The 20,636-nt window shown below is 70.9% G+C and carries 21 protein-coding genes; 14 read left to right on the forward strand and 7 right to left on the reverse strand.

Going from position 1 to position 20,636, the window contains the following annotated elements:
* Positions 1 to 6 precede the first annotated feature (6 nt).
* Positions 7 to 159: a hypothetical protein gene (locus ACFY10_RS08665; RefSeq protein WP_390664949.1), complete on the reverse strand. Its 153-nt coding sequence runs from the start codon at positions 157 to 159 to the stop codon at positions 7 to 9.
* Between the two features lie 30 nt (positions 160 to 189).
* Between ACFY10_RS08665 and ACFY10_RS08670 the strand changes: the two genes are divergently transcribed.
* Entirely contained in the window at positions 190 to 852 is a 663-nt protein-coding gene (locus ACFY10_RS08670; protein ID WP_390664330.1) for a thymidine kinase, read from the forward strand.
* Positions 853 to 1,067: 215 nt separating this feature from the next.
* Here ACFY10_RS08670 and ACFY10_RS08675 read toward each other — a convergent pair whose 3' ends face one another.
* A complete protein-coding gene (locus ACFY10_RS08675) occupies positions 1,068 to 1,871 on the reverse strand; it encodes a VOC family protein (protein WP_390664331.1) in 804 nt (267 codons plus the stop codon).
* Between the two features lie 284 nt (positions 1,872 to 2,155).
* On the opposite strand from ACFY10_RS08675, the gene ACFY10_RS08680 reads away from it, so the two are divergent.
* Positions 2,156 to 3,007 (forward strand): sulfurtransferase, encoded by an 852-nt coding sequence (locus ACFY10_RS08680; RefSeq protein WP_390664332.1) that lies wholly within the window; start codon positions 2,156 to 2,158, stop codon positions 3,005 to 3,007.
* Between the two features lie 79 nt (positions 3,008 to 3,086).
* Here ACFY10_RS08680 and sepH read toward each other — a convergent pair whose 3' ends face one another.
* From sepH to ACFY10_RS08695, 3 genes are all read right to left on the reverse strand, one after another.
* Positions 3,087 to 4,133, reverse strand: coding sequence for a septation protein SepH (gene sepH / locus ACFY10_RS08685; RefSeq protein ID WP_390664333.1), 1,047 nt, complete (start codon positions 4,131 to 4,133; stop codon positions 3,087 to 3,089).
* Between the two features lie 402 nt (positions 4,134 to 4,535).
* Complete coding sequence (locus tag ACFY10_RS08690) at positions 4,536 to 5,855, reverse strand: D-arabinono-1,4-lactone oxidase (RefSeq protein WP_390664334.1); 1,320 nt, start codon at positions 5,853 to 5,855, stop codon at positions 4,536 to 4,538.
* Entirely contained in the window at positions 5,815 to 7,053 is a 1,239-nt protein-coding gene (locus ACFY10_RS08695; protein ID WP_390664335.1) for an MFS transporter, read from the reverse strand. The genes ACFY10_RS08690 and ACFY10_RS08695 overlap by 41 nt, the downstream gene beginning before the upstream one ends.
* A gap of 213 nt (positions 7,054 to 7,266) precedes the next feature.
* On the opposite strand from ACFY10_RS08695, the gene ACFY10_RS08700 reads away from it, so the two are divergent.
* Complete coding sequence (locus tag ACFY10_RS08700; protein WP_390664336.1) at positions 7,267 to 8,394, forward strand: ferrochelatase; 1,128 nt, start codon at positions 7,267 to 7,269, stop codon at positions 8,392 to 8,394.
* Positions 8,395 to 8,402: 8 nt separating this feature from the next.
* Positions 8,403 to 9,218, forward strand: coding sequence for an inositol monophosphatase family protein (locus ACFY10_RS08705; RefSeq protein WP_390664337.1), 816 nt, complete (start codon positions 8,403 to 8,405; stop codon positions 9,216 to 9,218).
* Between the two features lie 129 nt (positions 9,219 to 9,347).
* Here the strand turns inward: ACFY10_RS08705 and ACFY10_RS08710 are convergent, their stop codons facing one another.
* Positions 9,348 to 9,512, reverse strand: a complete 165-nt coding sequence (locus tag ACFY10_RS08710; protein ID WP_242764828.1) for a hypothetical protein — start codon at positions 9,510 to 9,512, stop codon at positions 9,348 to 9,350.
* A gap of 426 nt (positions 9,513 to 9,938) precedes the next feature.
* Here ACFY10_RS08710 and ACFY10_RS08715 point away from each other — a divergent pair, with 426 nt between their 5' ends.
* The 4 genes from ACFY10_RS08715 (at position 9,939) to ACFY10_RS08730 (ending at position 13,455) form a co-directional block, all read left to right on the forward strand.
* Positions 9,939 to 10,592, forward strand: coding sequence for a response regulator transcription factor (locus tag ACFY10_RS08715; RefSeq protein WP_031134731.1), 654 nt, complete (start codon positions 9,939 to 9,941; stop codon positions 10,590 to 10,592).
* A 6-nt stretch (positions 10,593 to 10,598) separates the two neighbouring features.
* Positions 10,599 to 11,837, forward strand: coding sequence for a sensor histidine kinase (locus ACFY10_RS08720; protein WP_390664338.1), 1,239 nt, complete (start codon positions 10,599 to 10,601; stop codon positions 11,835 to 11,837).
* A gap of 393 nt (positions 11,838 to 12,230) precedes the next feature.
* On the forward strand, positions 12,231 to 12,527 hold the full coding sequence (locus ACFY10_RS08725; protein ID WP_005481602.1) for a DUF4193 domain-containing protein: 297 nt from the start codon (positions 12,231 to 12,233) through the stop codon (positions 12,525 to 12,527).
* Positions 12,528 to 12,540: 13 nt separating this feature from the next.
* Positions 12,541 to 13,455 carry a hypothetical protein gene (locus ACFY10_RS08730; RefSeq protein WP_390664339.1) on the forward strand — a complete coding sequence of 305 codons (915 nt, stop codon included), beginning with the start codon at positions 12,541 to 12,543 and terminating at the stop codon, positions 13,453 to 13,455.
* Between the two features lie 6 nt (positions 13,456 to 13,461).
* On the opposite strand, the gene ACFY10_RS08735 is transcribed toward ACFY10_RS08730, so the two are convergent.
* The gene (locus tag ACFY10_RS08735; protein WP_390664340.1) at positions 13,462 to 13,926 is read right to left on the reverse strand and encodes a DUF3093 domain-containing protein; all 465 of its coding nucleotides are present in this window, start codon (positions 13,924 to 13,926) and stop codon (positions 13,462 to 13,464) included.
* Between the two features lie 58 nt (positions 13,927 to 13,984).
* Between ACFY10_RS08735 and ACFY10_RS08740 the strand changes: the two genes are divergently transcribed.
* The 6 genes from ACFY10_RS08740 to ACFY10_RS08765 all read left to right on the forward strand — a co-directional run bounded on the left by ACFY10_RS08740 (position 13,985) and on the right by ACFY10_RS08765 (position 20,624).
* Positions 13,985 to 14,569 (forward strand): PaaI family thioesterase, encoded by a 585-nt coding sequence (locus tag ACFY10_RS08740; protein WP_390664341.1) that lies wholly within the window; start codon positions 13,985 to 13,987, stop codon positions 14,567 to 14,569.
* On the forward strand, positions 14,566 to 15,117 hold the full coding sequence (gene dut, locus ACFY10_RS08745; RefSeq protein WP_390664342.1) for a dUTP diphosphatase: 552 nt from the start codon (positions 14,566 to 14,568) through the stop codon (positions 15,115 to 15,117). The genes ACFY10_RS08740 and dut overlap by 4 nt, the downstream gene beginning before the upstream one ends.
* 1 nt (position 15,118) lies before the next feature.
* The gene (locus ACFY10_RS08750; RefSeq protein WP_390664343.1) at positions 15,119 to 15,880 is read left to right on the forward strand and encodes a DUF3710 domain-containing protein; all 762 of its coding nucleotides are present in this window, start codon (positions 15,119 to 15,121) and stop codon (positions 15,878 to 15,880) included.
* 158 nt (positions 15,881 to 16,038) lie between these two features.
* Entirely contained in the window at positions 16,039 to 17,217 is a 1,179-nt protein-coding gene (locus tag ACFY10_RS08755; protein ID WP_390664915.1) for an alginate lyase family protein, read from the forward strand.
* 177 nt (positions 17,218 to 17,394) lie between these two features.
* Positions 17,395 to 19,941, forward strand: a complete 2,547-nt coding sequence (locus ACFY10_RS08760) for an ATP-binding protein (RefSeq protein WP_390664344.1) — start codon at positions 17,395 to 17,397, stop codon at positions 19,939 to 19,941.
* Entirely contained in the window at positions 19,938 to 20,624 is a 687-nt protein-coding gene (locus ACFY10_RS08765; protein WP_390664345.1) for a response regulator, read from the forward strand. Before ACFY10_RS08760 ends, ACFY10_RS08765 begins: the two co-directional genes overlap by 4 nt.
* Positions 20,625 to 20,636 lie beyond the last annotated feature (12 nt).

Below are 20,636 nucleotides of genomic sequence, written 5' to 3' on the forward strand. Positions count from 1 at the left end.
CCCGGATCACTGCTCGAATTCGCGGCGGACCAGGTCCGAGTCGCGCGGACGCGTACGTATCTCGCCTCGTCGGCACCTTGATGGGGAGGCCAGGACGTTGGTGACGCAGGACCGCGTGGGGTAGCGCTGCAGCACCACCCGCACCACCGCGGTCGTCAAGGCCGTCCTCCCCTTTGCGGCCGCGTCGGGATGAAGACCCTCAATCTCATCTCGGCGGCGCCCTCCAGAAATGGGGGATTCCCAAGCAAAAGGACGCTGGCTCTGCAGATCGAGCACAACCGCTCGGCGCGCGGCCTGGCAGGGATGATCTTCACCCGCGACGACCGCGCGGGCGAGGGCAAGCTCTCCTCCCGCCTCGGCCTGGTCACGGACGCGGTGGAGGTCGAGGACGGACAGGACCTCTACGCCTACCTCGTCGACCACCTCTCGCAGGGCGGCCGCGCGGACTACGTCATCGCGGACGAGGCGCAGTTCCTGGCGCCGGAGCAGATAGACCAACTCGCGCGCGTGGTCGACGACCTGGGCCTAGACGTCTACGCCTTCGGCATCACGACCGACTTCCGCAGCAAGCTGTTCCCCGGCTCCCAGCGCCTGGTCGAGCTGGCCGACCGCGTCGAGGTCCTCCAGGTGGAGGCCCTGTGCTGGTGCGGCGCCCGCGCCACGCACAACGCCCGGACGATAGGCGGTGCCATGGTCGTCGAGGGCGCGCAGGTCGTCGTCGGCGACGTCAACCAGTCGGAGGCCGTCGGCTACGAGGTCCTGTGCCGCCGCCACCACCGTCGCCGTATGACGGCGACGACGTCCGGCTCGGCGGCGCTGTCCCCGGACGTGCTGCCGGTGTCGCAGGTCTAAGCGCTCCGCCGGCTGTGCCGAATTGCGGCTCCGCCGCGAGGCCGCGACGTGCCGTCGGCCGTCTGCAGCGCCATCGTGGCTGGTCGCGCCCACGCGGCGGAGCCGCATATCGGCCGTGACATCAGCCGCTGCCGCGGCGGGGCCCCGCGCCCCTTCAGGGCGCTGCCGAACCGCAGCGTACTTCGCCCGGCCCGCTTAGAAGGCTTTCCGAGCCCTCATCGCGGGCTCTCGATCAGCGAGAAGCGGGCGCCCTCGGGGTCGGCGACCGTGGCCACGCGCCCGTGCGCGCTGTCCCTGGGGGACTTGAGCACATGGCCGCCGAGGTCCGCGAGGCGGCCGACCGCCTCGTCCGTGTCGGCGACTTCGAAGTACGTGATCCAGTGCGGGCCCCGGTCGCGCGGCAGGGCGGTGCCCACGCCGTGGATGCCGGCGACCGGGCGGCCCTCGATGTGCAGGGTCACATAGTCGAAGTCGGCGGAGACGACCGGCTCCTCCTCGTAGCCGAAGACCGTCTCGTAGAACTTGGCCACGCTCGCCGACTCGAAGGTCAGCAGCTCGTTCCAGGCGGGGGTGCCGGGCACACCCGTGATGGCCGTGCCGAGGTGCTGTGCCGCCTGCCAGATGCCGAAGACGGCACCGGAGGGGTCCGATCCGATCGCGAGACGGCCGGCCTCGGCGGCGTCCAGGGGCCCCACCCCGATCGTGCCGCCGCACAGCCGCACGGTCTCGGCGGTCAGGTCCACGTCGTCCGAGGCGAGGTAGGGCGTCCAGGCAATCGGCAGATGGCGGTCGGGCGGCAGCTGGCCGATGCCGGCCACCTCGTAGCCGTCGAGCAGGGCCCGCGCGTACGGGCCGAGCTGCTGGGGGCCCGGCTGGAACTCCCAGCCGAACAGCGAACCGTAGAAGTCCTGGGTCGCGGCCAAACCGTGCACCATCAGGCTCACCCAGCAGGGCGTGCCGGGCGCGTGCCGAGCGTGCGTCTCGCCGTTCGGGCCGGCCGACCCCCGTGCCTCGGTCATCGTCACTCTCTCCTCGACCCCTCGCGGTGGCCGTGTCGCGTCCGCTCTCCGGATCCCCGTGCAGATGCTCGCACCACAGGTGCGACCGCGCGCTCCGGGCGCGCCGCATGCCAGGAGGATGCCCGGTGTGCGGTTTGTCGTCCGTTTCTGTGCGATTGCCGACGGATGTCGATCGGCTGTACAGCATGTGCCCGAACCCGTACGCCTCGTGATCGGGCCTGTCCGGCGGAGCAGAGTAGCCGGACATGGACGATGCGGCCACCCCGTACGCAAGGATGGTGGCCATGAACGCCATCATCTCCGCTTCCGAACTCGCGAGCGACCTGTCGGGGCCGCGCCCGCCCGTACTGCTCGATGTCCGCTGGCAGCTCAGTGTGGCCAAGGCGGCCGGCGAGCCGCCCTTCGACGGCCGCGCCGCGTACGCGGCCGGGCACATTCCCGGTGCCGTCTACGTCGACCTGGACTCGGAGCTTGCCTCCGCGCCCGGCGATCGCGGTCGCCACCCGCTGCCCGGCCTCGAGGTGTTCGGCGCCGCGATGCGACGGGCGGGCGTCTTTGCCGGCACGCCGGTGATCGTGTACGACGGCGGGCAGGGCTGGGCCGCGGCCCGTGCCTGGTGGCTGCTGAGCTGGACGGGTCACCCGGATGTGCGGGTCCTCGACGGTGGGTTGCCGTCGTGGGAGGGGCCGCTGGAGACGTCGGCGCCCGCGGCGGCGGAGGGCGACTTCGAGCCGGTTCCGGGCGGTGCGGGGCTGCTGGATGCCGACGGTGCGGCGGCGCTCGCGCGGGCCGGGGTGCTGTTCGATGCGCGGGCGGGGGAGCGGTATCGCGGGGAGGTGGAGCCGATCGACCGGGTCGGCGGGCACATTCCCGGGGCGGTGTCGGCGCCCACGAACGAGAACGTGGGGGCCGACGGCCGGTTCCTGCCCGCGGAGGAACTGGCCGAGCGGTTCAAGGCACTTGGCGCGGCCGACGGTTCGCAGGTCGGCGTGTACTGCGGCTCGGGTGTCTCCGGGGCGCACGAGGTGCTGGCCCTGGCCGTCGCGGGGATCGACGCGGCGCTGTACGTGGGCTCGTGGTCGGAGTGGTCGTCGGATCCGTCGCGGCCGGTGGCGGTCGGGCCGGATCCGCAGTAGCCCGCCGGACGAGTGAGGGCCGCGCCCAACCGGCGCGGCCCTCACCCTCGTACGGCTGTCTGTACAGCCGTACGACCGACTACTCCTGCTTCTTCCGCCGCGTCCCGAACACGATCTCGTCCCAGCTGGGGACCGCGGCGCGGCGGCCCGGGCGGACGCCGTCGGCCTCGGCCTGGCGGTCCGTGGCGCCGACGAGGCGGTCGCGATGGCTGGTGACGGAGCGGGGCATGAGGACGTCCGCATAGGCGGAACCGGCCGAGGCCGCGGGAGCCGGGGGCTCCTCTTCCTCGGGTTCGGCGGCGGGGGGCTCCTCCGGCGGTGGCGGCGGAGGAGCGGCCTCCGTGGGACGCTCCGGGACCACCAGGTCGCCACGGAAGCTCGGTACTGCCTCCAACAGGCTGGTCAGCGAGTCCCGTTCACCCGTGCTCTCCTCGGCGGGCTCGGACGCCTGCGTCGGCAGGCTCGGCCGGTCGAGGGCACGGTCCAGCGGGCGGTCGCGCGGCAGCCGTGCGATGCGCGGGACGAACGGAAAGCTCGGCTCCGGCGCGGCGAGGTCCTCGGACTCGCCGATCAGCGAGCGCGCCTCCTCGTCGACGGCCTGGACGAGCCGCCGGGGCGGGTCGTACGTCCAGCTCGCCGAGTGCGGTTCGCCCGCGACCAGGTAGACCAGCAGGACCTCCCAGGTGCCGTCGTCGCGGCGCCAGGAGTCCCACTGCACGGTGTCCTTCTCGGCGCCGCGCAGCAGCAGTCGCTCCTGGACGGCCTCGCCGAGCTGGGGTCCGGCGTTCTCACCGGGCCGACGGACGGGCGTCTTGCGGGCCCGCTCGGCCATGAACGCGCGCTCCGCGAGCACGGGGCCCTCGAAGCGGCGTACGCGGTCGACGGGGATACCGGCGAGCTGGGCGACCTCTTCCGCGGAGGCGCCGGCACGTATACGCGCCTGGATGTCACGGGGGCGGAGATGGCTCTCCACCTCGATCTCGATCTGGCCGAGGCGGGGCCGGTCGCCGCGGACGGCGGCGCGCAGCCGTTCGTCGATCGGAAGCGTGTACTCCGTTGCGTCGGCAGCCTTCAGCACCAGCCGTGTGCCGTCATTCGAGACGGCCACGACACGCAGTTCGGGCATGGGGACCTCCCGGGTGGTGCCTGCCGACGTCACGTGCGTCGCTGCTTCCGCTAGTCGAGTGTGGCCTGCCCGGGTGCAGCCTGCCACAACCTTGCCGAGTTGCCCGGCGTGTCGGGCACGGGCCCTGGATCGCCGTTATGGCACGGTTACCTATTCGCAACGCTAAGTGACCAACTCCGTCACCCTGTGCAACTAGCCCCCTCCCGGCGGTCCTTGAAGGTCACGGACGCCCTGGCGGGAGACCGGACCCAGGGCTCGCAACAGTACTCCATTCGGGCCACGTGCGTGGATTGGCGCGCCGCCCAAGTTCTGGCAACGGACTGGACTCGGCCGCCCGTTGCACGGTTTCCGGGATCTTGAACGTGGCGTACTTCACGGAATCGGCAGAAACGGAACCAATGGCTACGCCCCCAACACCCGCCGCAGGTAGTCGTTCTGGAAGCGCCGGTCCGGATCGAGCCGGTCCCGCAGCGCGGTGAACTCGCCGAAGCGGGGATAGACCCCGGAGAAGTACTCGGCGTCCCGCGTGTGCACCTTGCCCCAGTGCGGCCGGCCCTCATGGGCGGTGAAGATGCGCTCGGCGGCGGTGAAGTACGCCTGATAGGGCGTCCCCCGGAACATATGGACGGCGATGTACGCGGTGTCGCGGCCCGATGCCGTGGACAGTGCGATGTCGTCGGCGGGGGCCGTGCGCACCTCGACGGGGAAGCTGATCCTCAGTCCGGAGCGGTCGACCATCGTCTTCAGTTCGCGCAGCGTCTCGGCGAGAGCCTCGCGCGGGACGGCGTACTCCATCTCCACGAAGCGCACCCGGCGCGGCGAAGTGAAGACCTTGTACGGAATGTCGGTGTAAGTGCGCGCGGACAGAGCCTTGCTGGAGATCTGGGCGATCGTCGGGACGGCCGCGGGTGCCGCGCGGCCGACCCACTGGGCCACCTGGAAGACGCCGTTGGAGAGGAACTCGTCCTCGAACCAGCCCGCGATCTGGCCGACCGGTTTCTCCGGGCCCGCGCTGCGGTTGTTGCGCTTGGTGTTGGTGCTGCCCGTGTGCGGGAACCAGTAGAACTCGAAGTGCTCGTTCTCGGCCCAGAGTTCGTCGAACTCGGCGAGCACCCTGTCGAAGGGCATCGGCTCCTCGCGCGCGGAGAGCAGGAAGATCGGCTCGACGGCGAAGGTGATCGCGGTGACGATGCCGAGGGCGCCGAGGCCGATCCGGGCGGCCGCGAAGACGTCCGGATTCTCCTTCTCGGAGCAGGCGAGCACCGACCCGTCGGCCGTGACCAGCTCAAGTCCCTTGATCTGGGCGGCGATCGAGGCCGACTCGCGGCCGGTGCCGTGTGTGCCGGTGCTGGTGGCGCCCGAGACCGTCTGCTCCATGATGTCGCCCATGTTGGTCAGCGACAGACCCTCGCGGGCCAGAGCCAAGTTGAGCCTCTTGAGCGGGGTGCCGGCCTCCACCGTGACCGTCATGGCGTCGCGATCAATCTTGCGGATGCCGGTCAACAGTTGAGGGCGGATCAACACACCGTCGGTCGCGGCGATGGACGTGAAGGAGTGCCCGGTGCCGACGGCCTTCACCGTCAGCCCGTCCTCCGCCGCCTGCCGCAGGGCCGCGGACAGTTCCTCCACGGAGGCCGGAGCGACCTCCCGCGCGGGACGGGACGCGACGTTGCCGCCCCAGTTACGCCACGTGCCGTTCTTCCCGCTCGCTGTGCTGCTCAACGACGCCTCCCCGACGCGGAGCCGGCCTGCTGAGCCGGCGGTACCCCAGGAAACCGACCGTGACCGCGACGGCCCCGGACACCGCCGGAACCCCGTACCCGGCACGCGCGCCGGCCGCGTCGATGACCCAGCCGGCCACCGAGGAGCCCAGTGCGACCCCGACCGCGAGCCCGGTGCTCACCCAGGTCATGCCCTCGGTCAACTGCGCGCGTGGTACGTGCTCTTCGATGAGGGACATCGTCGTGATCATCGTGGGAGCGATGGACAGGCCCGCAGCGAACAGCGCCACGGCCAGAAACGGCAAGTTTCCGACCAGTAGGAGGGGGATCATACTCACGGCCATCGCGCATATGCCCAGCAGCCAGCGGCGCCCGGGCGCCCCCTTGAAGTGCAGCAGTCCGAACACGACCCCCGCCACGCAGGAACCCGCCGCGTACAGCGCGAGCACGACGCTCGCGGCGGCCTTGTGCCCCCGCTCGTCGGCGAAGGCCACGGTGACCACGTCGACGGACCCGAAGATCGTCCCGGTCGCCACGAAGGTGGCCACCAGGACCTGCAGGCCACGCGCGCGCAGTGCCGTGCCGCCGCCGTGCTTCTCGCGCGGGTGGGGCTCGGGCTCGGTGGAACGCTGGGCGGTCAGCCAGAAGACGCCCGCCGCCAGGAAGCAGGCAGCGAGCAGCGGCCCCGCCTCCGGGAACCAGGCCGTGGACAGGCCGATGGAGATGATCGGCCCGAAGATGAAGCACACCTCGTCCACCACGGACTCGAAGGAGTACGCGGTGTGCAGTTGCTCAGTGCCCCGGTACAGGGCCGCCCAGCGGGCGCGGATCATCGCGCCGAGGCTCGGCACGGAGCCGATGCCGGCGGCGCACACGAACAGCAGCCAGTCCGGCCACCCGAAGTGTGCGGTCAGCAGCAGCCCGGCCGCCGAGGCGAGCGCGACGAGCGTCGCGGGCCGCAGCACCCTGCGCTGCCCGTGCTGGTCCACCAGCCGGGAGATCTGCGGCCCGATCGCCGCGGCCGCGAGCGCGATGGTGGCCGACAGGGCGCCCGCGAGCCCGTAGCGCCCGGTGAGCTGGGAGATCATCGTGACCACGCCGATGCCCATCATCGACAGCGGCATCCGGCCGAGGAGGCCCGCGGCGGAGAAGCCCTTGGTGCCGGGGGCGGCGAACAGGGCGCGGTAGGGGCTGGGCACGGGGTCTCCGATGGCTACGGCTCAGAAAGGTGCTGACTACGGCAAGGTGCGGCTACGGCTCAGTAAGGTGCGAATGCGGCTGATACAGCTTACGAGCGAGGTCACCCTAATGCACCAGCCGATTTGGCTGGTGAACATGTCCGGAAAGCGGCTCGCCCCCGCTCGTCACCCCGCCGTTTCCCGGCTGTCAGCGCCGGGTGGCAGGATCGACCCATGTCAGACGCGCTCGATGCCACCCCCTACGACGCCCTGCTCCTGCTCTCGTTCGGCGGCCCGGAAGGCCCGGACGACGTGGTCCCGTTCCTGGAGAACGTGACGCGGGGGCGGGGTATCCCCAAGGAACGCCTGAAGGAAGTCGGACAGCACTACTTCCTGTTCGGCGGGGTCAGCCCCATCAACGACCAGAACCGTGCCCTGCTGGACTCCCTCCGCAAGGACTTCGCGGACCACGGCCTGGACCTGCCGATCTACTGGGGCAACCGCAACTGGGCGCCCTATCTGACGGACACCCTGCGCGAGATGGTCGCCGACGGCCGCCGCCGCATCCTGGTCCTCGCCACCAGCGCCTACGCCTCGTACTCGGGCTGCCGCCAGTACCGCGAGAACCTCGCCGACTCGCTCGCCGCGCTCCAGGCCGAGGGCCTGGAGCTGCCGAAGATCGACAAGATCCGGCACTACTTCAACCACGAGGGCTTCGTGGAGCCCATGATCGAGGGCGTCCTGCAGTCCCTGGCCGACCTCCCCGAGGACGCCCGGGACGGCGCGCACATCGCGTTCTCGACCCACTCGATCCCGACCGCGTCCGCGGACACCTCCGGCCCGGTCGAGGACCACGGCGACGGCGGCGCGTACGTCGAGCAGCACCTGGAGGTGGCTCAGCTGATCGCCGACGCGGTCCGCGAGCGCACCGGCATCGACCACCCCTGGCAGCTCGTCTACCAGTCACGCTCCGGCGCCCCGCACATCCCGTGGCTCGAGCCCGACATCTGCGACCACCTCGAGGAGCGGCACGCGGCCGGTGTCCCGGCGGTCGTCATCGCCCCGATCGGCTTCGTCTCCGACCACATGGAGGTCCTCTACGACCTCGATACGGAGGCGAAGGCGAAGGCCGAGGAGCTGGGCCTGCCGATGCGCCGCTCGGCCACCGTCGGCGCCGACCCGCGCTTCGCCGCCGCGATCCGCGACCTCGTGCTCGAGCGCGCGTCCGTGGAGCGCGGCGAGGAGGCCACGCCCTGCGCCCTGGGTGCACTCGGCGCGAGCCACAACCTGTGCCCGATCGGCTGCTGCCCGGCCCGCGCCCCCCGCCCGGCCGCCGCGGGCGCCGACAGTCCCTACGCGTGAGGAGCCCCGTGACCGACCCCCTGCACCAGGAACTGCTCGCACTGGCCCAGGAGGCCGCCCGCCGCGCCGGGGAGCTGCTGCGGGACGGCCGCCCGGCCGACCTCGCGGTCGCCGCGACCAAGTCGAGCCCGATCGACGTGGTCACCGAGATGGACATCGCGGCGGAGAAGCTGATCACGGACCTGATCTCCGAGCACCGCCCGGACGACGGCTTCCTCGGCGAGGAAGGCGCCTCCACCGAGGGCACCAGCGGGATCCGCTGGGTGATCGACCCGCTCGACGGCACGGTCAACTACCTGTACGGGCTGCCCACTTGGGCCGTCTCCATCGCGGCCGAGCAGGACGGCGAGACCGTCGTCGGGGTCGTCGCGGCCCCGATGCGCGGGGAGACGTACCACGCGGTCCGCGGCGGCGGAGCCCGTGCCACGGGCGCCTGGGAGGGCGAGCGCGAGCTGGCCTGCCGCCCCGCGCCGCCCCTCGACCAGGCCCTGGTCTCGACGGGCTTCAACTACGTCACCGAGGTCCGCACCCACCAGGCCGAGGTCGCGCAGAAGCTGATCCCCCTGCTGCGCGACATCCGGCGCAGCGGCTCGGCCGCCGTCGACCTGTGCGACCTCGCGTCCGGCCGCCTCGACGGCTACTACGAGCGCGGGCTGCACCCGTGGGACCTCGCGGCGGGCGACCTCATCGCCCGGGAAGCGGGCGCCCTGACCGGTGGACGCCCCGGAGAGCGCCCCGCACGCGATCTGGCGATCGCCGCCACCCCGGGCGTCTTCGAGCCCCTCCAGCGGCTTCTGGACGACTTCGGCGCCTGGCACGACTGAGGGCCGTACTCACGGGCGGCATCGCGGCCAACGGCAGGTGAACGCCGTCGTACGACAACGCAGCGGGCCCCCGGCGCTGGATTCGCCGGGGGCCCGCTGTCGTACGTACGCGCTGATCAGCCGCAGACGCTATGCGCCGACCTCCACACCGTGCTCGGCGGCGAGGCGGCGCAGGTCGTCGAGCTCGGCCTGTTCCACCTCGACGAGGAAGTCGTCGCCCTCGTCGCGAGCCCGCGTCAGGTCGGACTCGGTCGTCCTTATGCGCTGCAGAAGTCCTGCGGTGAATGCGTCCATGCTGCGCCCCCTCGTCCTGGGTCGTGGGTCGGTGGCACGGGGGTGTGCCGTTCGGAAGGGGCGATCACGTCTCCTGCAGGTGCCCAGCACTGCCCGCGCCGGGCGGCGACGGTGCCGGACACCCACGCCCACTCTGCGGAAAGCGGATTGCGCCGTGCCGCATGGTGCTGCGGCACTAGCAGAGCGTGATCGCGGGGTATGAACCGTCCTCCCCCCGCTCCCTTCCACGGAAACCTCAACGCGGCGAGAAAATCTGGCATTCCCGGGTCTCACACCTGTCCTTCATCCTGCCCTCATCCTCCGCCCACCCGTCTTACAGCCGACTTATGACCGAAAAGGGCAGGATGGAGGCACACACCCATGAAGACCCCTGCCCACGTGTGCCCGTCAGGCGCTACGCGGGTGGACACAGGAAGGACAAGCGACGTGCGCGTACTCGTCGTCGAGGACGAGCAGCTGCTCGCCGATGCGGTGGCCACCGGACTGCGCCGGGAGGCCATGGCCGTCGACGTCGTGTACGACGGTGCGGCCGCCCTGGAGCGCATCGGCGTCAACGACTACGACGTGGTCGTCCTCGACCGCGACCTCCCGCTGGTGCACGGCGACGACGTCTGCCGCAAGATCGTGGAACTCGGCATGCCCACGCGCGTGCTGATGCTCACGGCCTCCGGCGACGTCAGCGACCGCGTCGAGGGCCTGGAGATCGGCGCCGACGACTATCTCCCCAAGCCCTTCGCGTTCAGCGAGCTCATCGCACGCGTGCGTGCCCTCGGCCGGCGCACCAGTGTGCCGCTGCCGCCGGTCCTGGAGCGTGCGGGCATCAAGCTCGACCCCAACCGCCGCGAGGTCTTCCGCGACGGCCAGGAGGTCCAGCTCGCGCCCAAGGAGTTCGCCGTCCTGGAGGTGCTGATGCGCTCCGAGGGCGCCGTCGTCTCCGCGGAACAGCTCCTGGAGAAGGCCTGGGACGAGAACACCGACCCGTTCACGAATGTCGTGCGCGTGACCGTCATGACCTTGCGCCGCAAGCTGGGCGAGCCGCCCGTCATCGTCACCGTGCCCGGCTCCGGCTACCGGATCTGATGCGCGATGGCCGCAACACCCGCTCTCCCCACGGCACCCCCCAAGCCCACCTGGGACCCCAGGAAACCCGAGCCGCCGTTCCCCTGGCTGCGCCCGACCATCCGCATACGGCTCACGCTGCTGTACGGCGGCATGTTCCTGATCGCCGGCATCCTGCTGCTTTCGATCATCTACCTGCTGGCCGCCCAGGCCCTCCATGAGGGCAGCGGCCAGTCCTTCTCGATCTCCGGCGCCAACATCGACATCACCAGCACCACTTGCCCCGCCCTGAACTCGGCGCCGAGGAGCGAGTTCAACACGATCCTCAAGAACTGCGACGCCATCCAGCGCCAGCACGCCCTGGACGATCTGCTCAGCCGCTCGCTGCTGGCCCTGCTCGGCCTCGCCGTGATCGCGTTCGCCTTCGGCTACGCGATGGCCGGCCGCGTGCTGTCTCCGCTCGGCCGGATCCTGCGCACCGCGCGCGCGGTGGCCGGCTCGGACCTGTCCCGCCGGATCGAGCTGGACGGCCCGGACGACGAGCTCAAGGAACTGGCCGACACCTTCGACGACATGCTGGAGCGCCTCCAGCGCGCCTTCACCGCCCAGCAGCGCTTCGTCGGCAACGCCTCGCACGAGCTGCGCACACCCCTCGCGATCAACCGCACGCTCCTCGAGGTGCACCTGTCCGACCCGAACGCGCCGGTGGAGCTGCAGCAGCTCGGCAAGACGCTGCTGGCCACCAACGAGCGCAGCGAGCAGCTCGTCGAGGGCCTGCTGCTGCTCGCCCGCAGCGACAACCAGATCGTCGAGCGCAAACCGGTGGACCTCGCCGAGGTCGCCGAGCAGGCCGTCGACCAGGTCCGCTCGGAGGCGGACGCCAAGGGCGTGGTGATCCGCGGCGAGCAGAAGCCCGCGGTCGTGCAGGGCAACGGCGTGCTCCTGGAGCGGATCGCGCTGAACCTCGTGCAGAACGCCGTGCGGTACAACGTGCCGGACGGCGGTTGGGTCGAGGTCACCACCGAGGTCCAGCACGGTCAGGCGGTCCTGGTCGTGTCGAACACCGGACCGGTGGTGCCGGCGTACGAGATCGACAATCTCTTCGAGCCCTTCCGGCGGCTGCGCACGGAGCGAACGGGCAGCGACAAGGGCGTCGGCCTCGGTCTTTCCATCGTCCGGTCCGTGGCCCGGGCCCATGGCGGGCACATCTCGGCCCAGCCGCGTGAGGGGGGTGGACTCGTGATGCGCGTCGCGCTTCCGATCTGAGATCATGTCGCCGACACACGGGGATGTTCGCTTTGCGCGGAATTTTCTGGCCGCCGAACGGCGCATCCCATGTGTGATCGATCACAAGGGCGATTTTCCAGCCATCTACTCTCCGTGATCATGAGGACTGCCGGAAAGCCGGGAAAATCCGGGTTTTCGGGTGTCCTGATCACGGGAAGTACAGGGTGAGACGCCTTTGAAGAGCGGTATGGGGACCGTGTACGGTCCCGTTCGCCATCCAAGCCGATCACTCTTGAGGGGTCCGGTTGGGTGTCGATTGAGTAACAGACCTTGATGTGAGGCAAAATCTCCGCCTCGGGTCGGGCACAAGTCCGGCCTCTCACGCGTTACGTGCGCTGGAGACACCGCAGACACCCAGAGGGGGAGAGCGACATGGCAACGGATTACGACACCCCACGCAAGACCGACGACGACGTCGACTCGGACAGCCTTGAAGAGCTGAAGGCCAGGCGGAACGACAAGTCGACGTCCGCAGTGGACGTCGACGAGTTCGAGGCCGCCGAAGGCCTGGAGCTGCCCGGCGCAGACCTCTCCAACGAGGAGCTGGCCGTCCGGGTGCTGCCCAAGCAGCAGGACGAGTTCACCTGCATGAGCTGCTTCCTGGTGCACCACCGCAGCCAGCTGGCCAGGGAGAAGAACGGTCAGCCGATCTGCCGCGACTGCGACTGAGGCCGGGTCGGCCGTGACCGGCTCGACCCCACCTTGGAAGCGCCGCTCCCCCCTGCCGGGAGCGGACGAAGGGCCGCCCGGCGGCCCTCACGGCGCGCGTGACGACGAGCGGGGCCCGTCCGGCACGAAAGGATCCACGGGATCGGCCTCGCTCGAACCGGCGGTCGGCCGGGCTGACCTCCCGGCCCCGTCGCAGACACCTGTGCCCGTCGTCAGACGGCGGGCCGCGGTGATCCGTGACAAGGCCAGGGAAGGCGTCCGCAAGGGCGGCAGCGCGGCCAGGGCAGGCCTCGCGTATGTCGCCGACCGGATCATCGAGAACGCCCCGCGGATCCCCGTACGGGACCTTGCGGCGCTCCGCAGGCAGTTCCCGGGCCTGGGGCCCGAGCAGCTCGCGGACAAGCTCGTGGCAGGCGCGGCAGCCGCCACATCGACGGTCGGAGCGGGGATCGGAGCGGCGGCGATGCTGCCCGTACCGCCCGCGATGCCGACAGAACTGGCCGCCGAGATCACCGGGGTCGCGGCGATCGAGCTGAAGCTGATCGCCGAACTCCACGAGGTCTACGGCGTACGCCCGCCCGGCAACCTCAAGCAGCGCAGCACCGCGTATCTCAACTCCTGGTCGGGAGAGCGTGGAATCGACGTGACCAAGCCGTCGACCGTGAGCTCCGCGCTGAACGGCCCCATGAAGCGCGAACTGCGTCAGCAGATCATGAAACGCATGGTCCGCGACCTGCCGAACCTCATGCCCTTCATGGTGGGGGCCGCCGTAGGGGCGGTCATGAACCGCCGGGACACCAGGAAACTGGCGGCGCGGATCCGCAAGGACCTGAGAAAGATCCAGGTGCCCTGGGACGCGCTCCCCGAACTCCCGCCCCTGGAAGCTCCGGAGCGGCCGCTGGAGCTGGGGGACGGCTCAGCGGGCTGAGAGCCGCTACGCCACGGCCTCCCTGGCCGTCCTCAGCGCCTCCGCCAGGCGCTCCGGCTCCCGCGTCGACAGGTACAGATACGGCGTCGGGTCCTCGGGGTCGGTGACCTCCACGCGCAGGGCCGTGGGGATGTAGGCGCGCAGCAGCAGGAAGGCGCGGGTGTCGGCCTTGTACGTGCGCCAGGCGCGCGCCTCCTCCGGGTCCAGGACCTCTGCCTCGCCCAGCGCCGTGACCGGGATCTTCGCCTCGCCCGCGATCAGCGAGCCGCCCACCACACGGATGCGGAGCGAGCCGTACGAGCTCGCCGCGACCGCCATCGCCGCCGTGCCGCCGACCAGGCCGCCGAGCATCGGCAGGGTGCCGAAGGGCAGCAGGATCAGGGCGAAGGAGACGCCCACGAGGAAGGAGATCAGCCACCACGAGCGGGGGGCGGTGAGGCGTTCTTCGTACGGGGTGGCGGAGAGCTGCATGCAGGCAAGCTTGGCACGGTGTCCGGATAGTGCCGACGCGCGGGTAAGGTCTGCGGCTGTGAGTGGTACTTCCGCAGCTCTTCAGCCTCCCGCCGACGCGGTGAAACCCGTGCGGCACCCTGACGCTCCCGCGCCCGGTGAGCTGCTCGGTGCCCACTACGAACAGTGTTTCGGATGCGGCGGCGAGCAGCCCCACGGGCTGCACCTGGCGGCGCGGGCCGGCGAGGGCGTCACCATCACCGCCGAGTTCACCGTCCAGCCCGCCCACCAGGGGGCGCCCGGACTGGCCCACGGCGGCGTACTGGCCACTGCCCTGGACGAGACCCTCGGCTCGCTGAACTGGCTGCTGCGCACGATCGCCGTGACGGGACGCCTGGAGACCGACTTCGCGCGGCCCGTACCGGTCGGGACGGTGCTGTATCTGGAGGCCGAGGTGACGGCGGTGGCGGGCCGCAAGATCTACTCGTCCGCCACCGGACGGATCGGCGGCCCGGACGGCCCCGTGGCCGTCCGCGCCGATGCGCTCTTCATCGAGGTGAAGGTCGACCACTTCATCGACAACGGCCGCCCGGAGGAGATCCGGGCCGCCATGAGCGACCCCGACCAGCGCCGGCGCGCCCGCGCCTTCGAGGTGAACCCGTGAGCCGTGACCCCGTGAACGTACAGATCCGGCGCGTCGACCCCGACGTACCGCTTCCGTCGTACGCGCATCCCGGTGACGCGGGCGCCGATCTGCGCACCACCGAGGCGTGCGAACTGAAGCCGGGCGAGCGGGTCGTGCTGCCCACCGGGGTGTCGATCGCCCTCCCGGAGGGGTACGCGGCCTTCGTGCACCCGCGGTCCGGGCTCGCCGCCCGCTGCGGTGTCGCCCTGGTGAATGCCCCGGGGACGGTTGATGCCGGGTACCGTGGGGAGATCAAGGTGATCCTGGTGAATCTCGACCCGCGCGAGGCCGTGCGGTTCGAGCGCTTCGACCGGATTGCCCAACTGGTCGTCCAGCAGGTCGAGAGGGTCCGCTTCCAGGAGGTCGCGGAGCTTCCCGGCTCGGCGCGGGCCGAAGGGGGCTTCGGGTCCACCGGAGGACATGCGGCGGTGGCCGGAACGAACAGCACAAGCGGTCAGGCCGCCAGTGGCGGCACTACGGGTGGGAATCGATACGCTTCGGTCGTATCCGACCGGGAAGGACAGTGACGTGTTCGGACGTCGCAAGAAGAAGGGTGCCGCCGAGGACGCGGCCGGCGAGGCCGAGCAGGTCGTCGACTACGTCGACACTGAGGCGGACGACGAAGAGGGCGAGCGCGAGCGCGTGAGGCTCGAGCCCGAGCCGCGGCCCGACGGGCCCTGGGACGACACCGAGGTGCGCGACCCCGCCGAGGGCCGCGTGGACCTGGGCGGACTCTTCGTGCCGGGAGTCGACGGCATGGAGCTGCGGGTCGAGGTCGCGGGCGACGCGATCGTCGCGGCGACCGTCGTACTGCGCGACAGCGCCATCCAGCTGCAGGCCTTCGCCGCTCCCAAGCGCGAGGGCATCTGGGGCGAGGTGCGCGAGGAGATCGGCTCGGGCATCACCCAGCAGGGTGGGATCATCGACGAGGTCGAGGGCCCGCTGGGCTGGGAGCTGCGCGCCCAGGTGCCGGTGCAACTGCCGGACGGCACGGGCGGCTTCCAGGTCGTGCGGTTCGTCGGTGTGGACGGCCCGCGCTGGTTCCTGCGCGGTGTGATCTCGGGCCAGGGCGCGGTGCAGCCGCAGGCGGCCGGTCTGCTCGAGCAGATCTTCCGGGACACGGTCGTGGTCCGCGGCGAGGGCCCGATGGCGCCCCGCGACCCGATCGTCCTGAAGCTGCCGAACGACGCCCAGATGGTCCCCGAGGGCGTCCAGCAGGAGGAGGGCTCGCGCTTCTCCGGCGGCATGGGACAGCTGCAGCGCGGCCCGGAGATCACCGAGGTCCGCTAGCCGTACATCGAAAGGGCCGCACCTCCTCCACGGGGGTGCGGCCCTCTTTCGTATGCGTGACCTCTTGACGGCGCATTGGTCTGTACCTACGGTCTCCGCTCAAGCGTCTGTTCACAAAGGCGCTTCACGTTCACATACGAGAACGGATGACCCCCGCCATGCGCCGTACCGCACTCCTCGCGACCGCCTCCGCTCTTGTCGTGGGCATGATCGCCTGGCCTGCCGCCCGCCACGCCGACGCCGCCCCCACCGCCTTCGTGCACCCCGGAGTCACCGTCTCCAAGGCGCAGTTGGACTTCACCCGCAGCAAGGTCAATGCGGGCTCCCAGCCCTGGAAGAGTGCCTTCGACCAGATGATGGCGAGCAAGTACGCCGACCTGAACCGCACGCCGAAGCCACGGGCGACGGTCGAGTGCGGCCCGTACTCCAACCCGAACTACGGCTGCACGGACGAGCGCGAGGACGCGATAGCCGCGTACACCGACGCACTCGCCTGGTACATCACCCGCGACGACCGGTACGCGAAGAAGTCGATCGAGCTGATGGACGCCTGGTCCGCGGTGATCAAGGAACACACCAACAGCAACGCACCCCTGCAGACCGGCTGGGCCGGCTCCTCCTGGCCCAAGGCCGCCGAGATCATCAAGTACACGTACACCGGGAGCTGGGCGAACTCCGGCCGCTTCGCGACCATGCTCCGGAACGTCTATCTCCCCGAGATCATCAACGGCTCCAACTCCAACGGCAATTGGGAGCTGTCGATGATGGAGGCCGCCGTCGGCGTCTCCGTCTTCCTCGAGGACAGGACGTCGTACGACAAGGCCATGGCGAAGTTCCGGACCCGTACGGCCGCGTATGTCTATCTCTCCTCCGACGGCGATCTGCCCAGGACCGTGCCCAGCCAGAACCTCGACACCAAGGCGAAGATCGTCAGCTACTGGCAGGGGCAGTCCACCTTCGTCACCGGCCTCACCCAGGAGACCTGCCGCGACCTCACCCACACGGGTTACGGCATCTCCGCGATCTCCCACGTCGCCGAGACCAGCCGGATCCAGGGCCAGGACCTCTACGGCACCGACGTCGGCGAACGGCTGCGGCAGGCGCTCGGGTTCCAGGCCAAGTACCAGCTGGGCGCGGCCGTCCCGAGCTGGCTGTGCGGCGGGTCGCTGAAGCTCGGGCTCGGGCCGGTCACCGAGGTCGGCTACAACGCCCTGCACAACCGCCTCGGCATCGCGATGGCCAATACCCAGACGCTGACCGAGCAGCAGCGCCCGGCCGGCAGCAACAACCTCTTCGTCGCCTGGGAGACCCTGACCCACGGGGACAACCCGAGCTGACCGGGCTGTCGTCGACAGCGAACACGTCAGCGCCATGGTCGCCACAAGCGCTGAGCGCCACGGCGTCAGAGTTCCGTCAAAGACGGTCGCCCGGCCGGTCCCGGGACCTTTTGTCGCGATTGCTGGCCGTAAGGTCGACGCTGCGTAGGCAGCAGGGACCGGAAGACAATAGGGGCCATGGGACGCGGCAAGCTTCGGATCTACCTCGGTGCGGCACCGGGCGTCGGCAAGACGTACGCGATGCTCTCCGAGGCGCACCGGCGGGTGGAGCGGGGCACCGACTGTGTGGTGGCCTTCGTGGAGCACCACGGGCGGCCGCGCACCGAGGTGATGCTGCACGGCCTCGAGCAGGTGGCGCGCAAGGAGCTCGCGTACCGGGGCACGGCCTTCACCGAGATGGACGTCGACGCCGTCCTCGCCCGCAGCCCGCAGGTGGCCCTGGTCGACGAACTCGCCCACACCAACGTCCCCGGCTCCCGCAACGCCAAGCGCTGGCAGGACGTGGAGGAGCTCCTCGCGGCCGGCATCGACGTCGTCTCGACCGTCAACATCCAGCACCTGGAGTCGCTGGGCGACGTCGTCGAGTCGATCACCGGGGTGCGGCAGCGGGAGACCGTGCCGGACGAGGTGGTGCGCCGGGCGGACCAGATAGAGCTGGTCGACATGTCGCCTCAGGCGCTGCGCCGCCGGATGGCGCACGGCAACATCTACCAGCCCGACAAGGTCGACGCGGCCTTGTCGAACTACTTCCGGCCGGGCAATCTGACCGCGCTGCGGGAGCTGGCCCTGCTGTGGGTGGCGGACCGGGTCGACGAGTACCTGAAGCAGTACCGCAGCGACCACCGGGTGTCGAAGATCTGGGGCTCGCGGGAGCGGATCGTGGTCGGCCTGACCGGCGGGCCCGAGGGCCGGACCCTCATCCGGCGGGCCGCGCGCCTCGCCGAGAAGGGCGCGGGCGGCGAGGTGCTGGCCGTCTACATAGCCAGCAGCGACGGGCTGACGGCCGCCTCGCCGAAGGAACTCGCCGTGCAGCGCACCCTCGTGGAGGACCTCGGCGGCACCTTCCACCACGTGGTCGGCGACGACATACCGGCGGCGCTGCTCGCCTTCGCGCGCGGGGTCAACGCGACCCAGATCGTGCTCGGCGTCTCACGGCGCAAGAGCTGGCAGTACGTCTTCGGGCCGGGCGTCGGTGCGAGTGTGGCCCGCGACTCGGGGCCCGACCTGGACGTGCACCTGATCACCCACGACGAGGCGGGCAAGGGACGCGGCCTGCCGGTGGCCCGGGGGGCGCGGCTCGGCCGCTCGCGGATCATCTGGGGCTGGCTGGTCGGCGTACTCGGCCCCGCCGTCCTGGCGGCTCTCCTGAACACCGTCCACCTCGGGCTCGCCAACGACATGCTGTTGTTCCTGGCGGTGACGGTCGCGGCGGCGCTGCTCGGCGGACTGCTGCCCGCGCTGGCCTCGGCCGCGGTGGGCTCACTGCTGCTGAACTACTTCTACACACCGCCCCTGCACCGCTGGACCATCGCCGACCCGAAGAACATCGTCGCCATCGTGATCTTCGTGGGCGTCGGCGTCTCGGTGGCCTCGGTGGTCGACCTCGCCGCCCGCCGCACCCACCAGGCGGCCCGGCTGCGCGCCGAGTCGGAGATCCTGTCCTTCCTCGCGGGCAACGTGCTGCGCGGCGAGACCGGCCTGGAGGAGCTCCTCGAACGGGTCCGCGAGACCTTCGGCATGGAGTCGGCGGCCCTGCTGGAGCGGGCGAGCGAGCACGACCCGTGGACGTGTGCGGGGCGCGCCGGACTCGGGCCGGCGGTGGAGCGGCCGGACGAGGCCGACGTCGACGTGCCGGTCGGGGACCACATGGCGCTGGCGCTGACCGGCCGGGTGCTGCCCGCCGAGGACCGCCGGGTGCTGGCCGCGTTCGCCGCCCAGGCGGCCGTCGTGCTGGACCGCCGGCGCCTCCAGGAGGAGGCCGAACGGGCCCGGGCCCTGGCCGAGGGCAACCGCATCCGTACGGCGCTGCTGGCCGCCGTGAGCCATGACCTCCGTACACCTCTGGCCGGGATCAAGGCGTCGGTGTCGTCGTTGCGCTCCGACGACGTGGCGTGGTCCGAGGAGGACCAGGCGGAGCTGCTGGAGGGCATCGAGGAGGGCGCCGACCGGCTCGACCACCTGGTGGGCAACCTCCTCGACATGTCCCGCCTGCAGACCGGCACGGTCACCCCGTTGATCCGCGAGGTCGACCTCGACGAGGTCGTGCCGATGGCGCTGGTCGGGGTGCCCGAGGACAGCGTCGAACTGGAAGTGCCGGAGACCCTGCCCATGGTCGACGTGGACCCGGGGCTCCTCGAGCGGTCGGTGGCCAACCTGGTCGAGAACGCCGTCAAGTACAGCCCGCCGGACCGGGCGGTACTGGTCGCCGCGAGCGCCATCGCCGACCGCGTCGAGGTCCGCATCGTGGACCGCGGCCCCGGCGTCCCCGACGACGCCAAGGAGCGCATCTTCGAGCCCTTCCAGCGGTACGGCGACGCCCCGCGCGGGGCCGGCGTGGGCCTCGGCCTCGCCGTGGCGCGCGGCTTCGCCGAGGCCATGGGCGGCACCCTGAACGCCGAGGACACACCCGGCGGCGGCCTCACCATGGTCCTCACCCTGCGCGCGGCAGGATCGCGCGCGCAGGAGCTTCTCCACCCAGCGGAACCCGAAAGGCAGGTCACATGACCCGCGTGTTGGTGATCGACGACGAGCCGCAGATCGTGCGCGCCCTCGTGATCAACCTCAAGGCGCGCAAGTACGAGGTCGACGCGGCCCACGACGGCGCCACCGCCCTCCAGCTGGCCGCCGCCCGCCACCCCGACGTGGTCGTCCTGGACCTGGGCCTGCCCGACATGGACGGCGTCGAGGTGATCAGGGGCCTGCGCGGCTGGACCCGCGTGCCGATCCTGGTGCTGTCCGCACGGCACACCTCAGACGAGAAGGTCGAGGCGCTGGACGCGGGCGCCGACGACTACGTCACCAAGCCCTTCGGCATGGACGAACTGCTCGCCCGGCTGCGGGCCGCCGTCCGCCGCGCCGAGCCGGTCGGCGCCGGCGAGGACGACGTGACCTCCGTGGAGACCGAGGAGTTCACCGTCGACCTGGCCGCGAAGAAGGTCAACCGGGGCGGGAAGGACGTACGGCTGACGCCCACGGAGTGGCATCTGCTGGAGGTGCTGGTGCGCAGCACAGGCCGGCTGGTGAGCCAGAAGCAGCTGCTCCAGGAGGTGTGGGGGCCGTCGTACGGGACGGAGACCAACTACCTGCGCGTGTACATGGCGCAGCTGCGGCGGAAGCTGGAGTCTGATCCGTCACATCCCCGGCATTTCATTACGGAACCGGGCATGGGGTACCGCTTCGAGAAGTAGCAGGCAGGGGGC

Origin of the sequence: Streptomyces sp. NPDC001401 (genome assembly GCF_042895385.1) — a bacterium.
In the GTDB taxonomy this organism is placed as follows: domain Bacteria; phylum Actinomycetota; class Actinomycetes; order Streptomycetales; family Streptomycetaceae; genus Streptomyces.

Coding starts and splice junctions, on each gene's coding strand:
- ACFY10_RS08670 (WP_390664330.1), top strand. CDS start 190: ATGAAGACCCTCAATCTCATCTCGGCGGCGCCCTCCAGAAATGGGGGA.
- ACFY10_RS08675 (WP_390664331.1), bottom strand. CDS start 1,871: ATGACCGAGGCACGGGGGTCGGCCGGCCCGAACGGCGAGACGCACGCT.
- ACFY10_RS08680 (WP_390664332.1), top strand. CDS start 2,156: ATGAACGCCATCATCTCCGCTTCCGAACTCGCGAGCGACCTGTCGGGG.
- sepH (WP_390664333.1), bottom strand. CDS start 4,133: ATGCCCGAACTGCGTGTCGTGGCCGTCTCGAATGACGGCACACGGCTG.
- ACFY10_RS08700 (WP_390664336.1), top strand. CDS start 7,267: ATGTCAGACGCGCTCGATGCCACCCCCTACGACGCCCTGCTCCTGCTC.
- ACFY10_RS08710 (WP_242764828.1), bottom strand. CDS start 9,512: ATGGACGCATTCACCGCAGGACTTCTGCAGCGCATAAGGACGACCGAG.
- ACFY10_RS08720 (WP_390664338.1), top strand. CDS start 10,599: ATGGCCGCAACACCCGCTCTCCCCACGGCACCCCCCAAGCCCACCTGG.
- ACFY10_RS08725 (WP_005481602.1), top strand. CDS start 12,231: ATGGCAACGGATTACGACACCCCACGCAAGACCGACGACGACGTCGAC.
- ACFY10_RS08735 (WP_390664340.1), bottom strand. CDS start 13,926: ATGCAGCTCTCCGCCACCCCGTACGAAGAACGCCTCACCGCCCCCCGC.
- ACFY10_RS08755 (WP_390664915.1), top strand. CDS start 16,039: ATGCGCCGTACCGCACTCCTCGCGACCGCCTCCGCTCTTGTCGTGGGC.
- ACFY10_RS08760 (WP_390664344.1), top strand. CDS start 17,395: ATGGGACGCGGCAAGCTTCGGATCTACCTCGGTGCGGCACCGGGCGTC.
- ACFY10_RS08765 (WP_390664345.1), top strand. CDS start 19,938: ATGACCCGCGTGTTGGTGATCGACGACGAGCCGCAGATCGTGCGCGCC.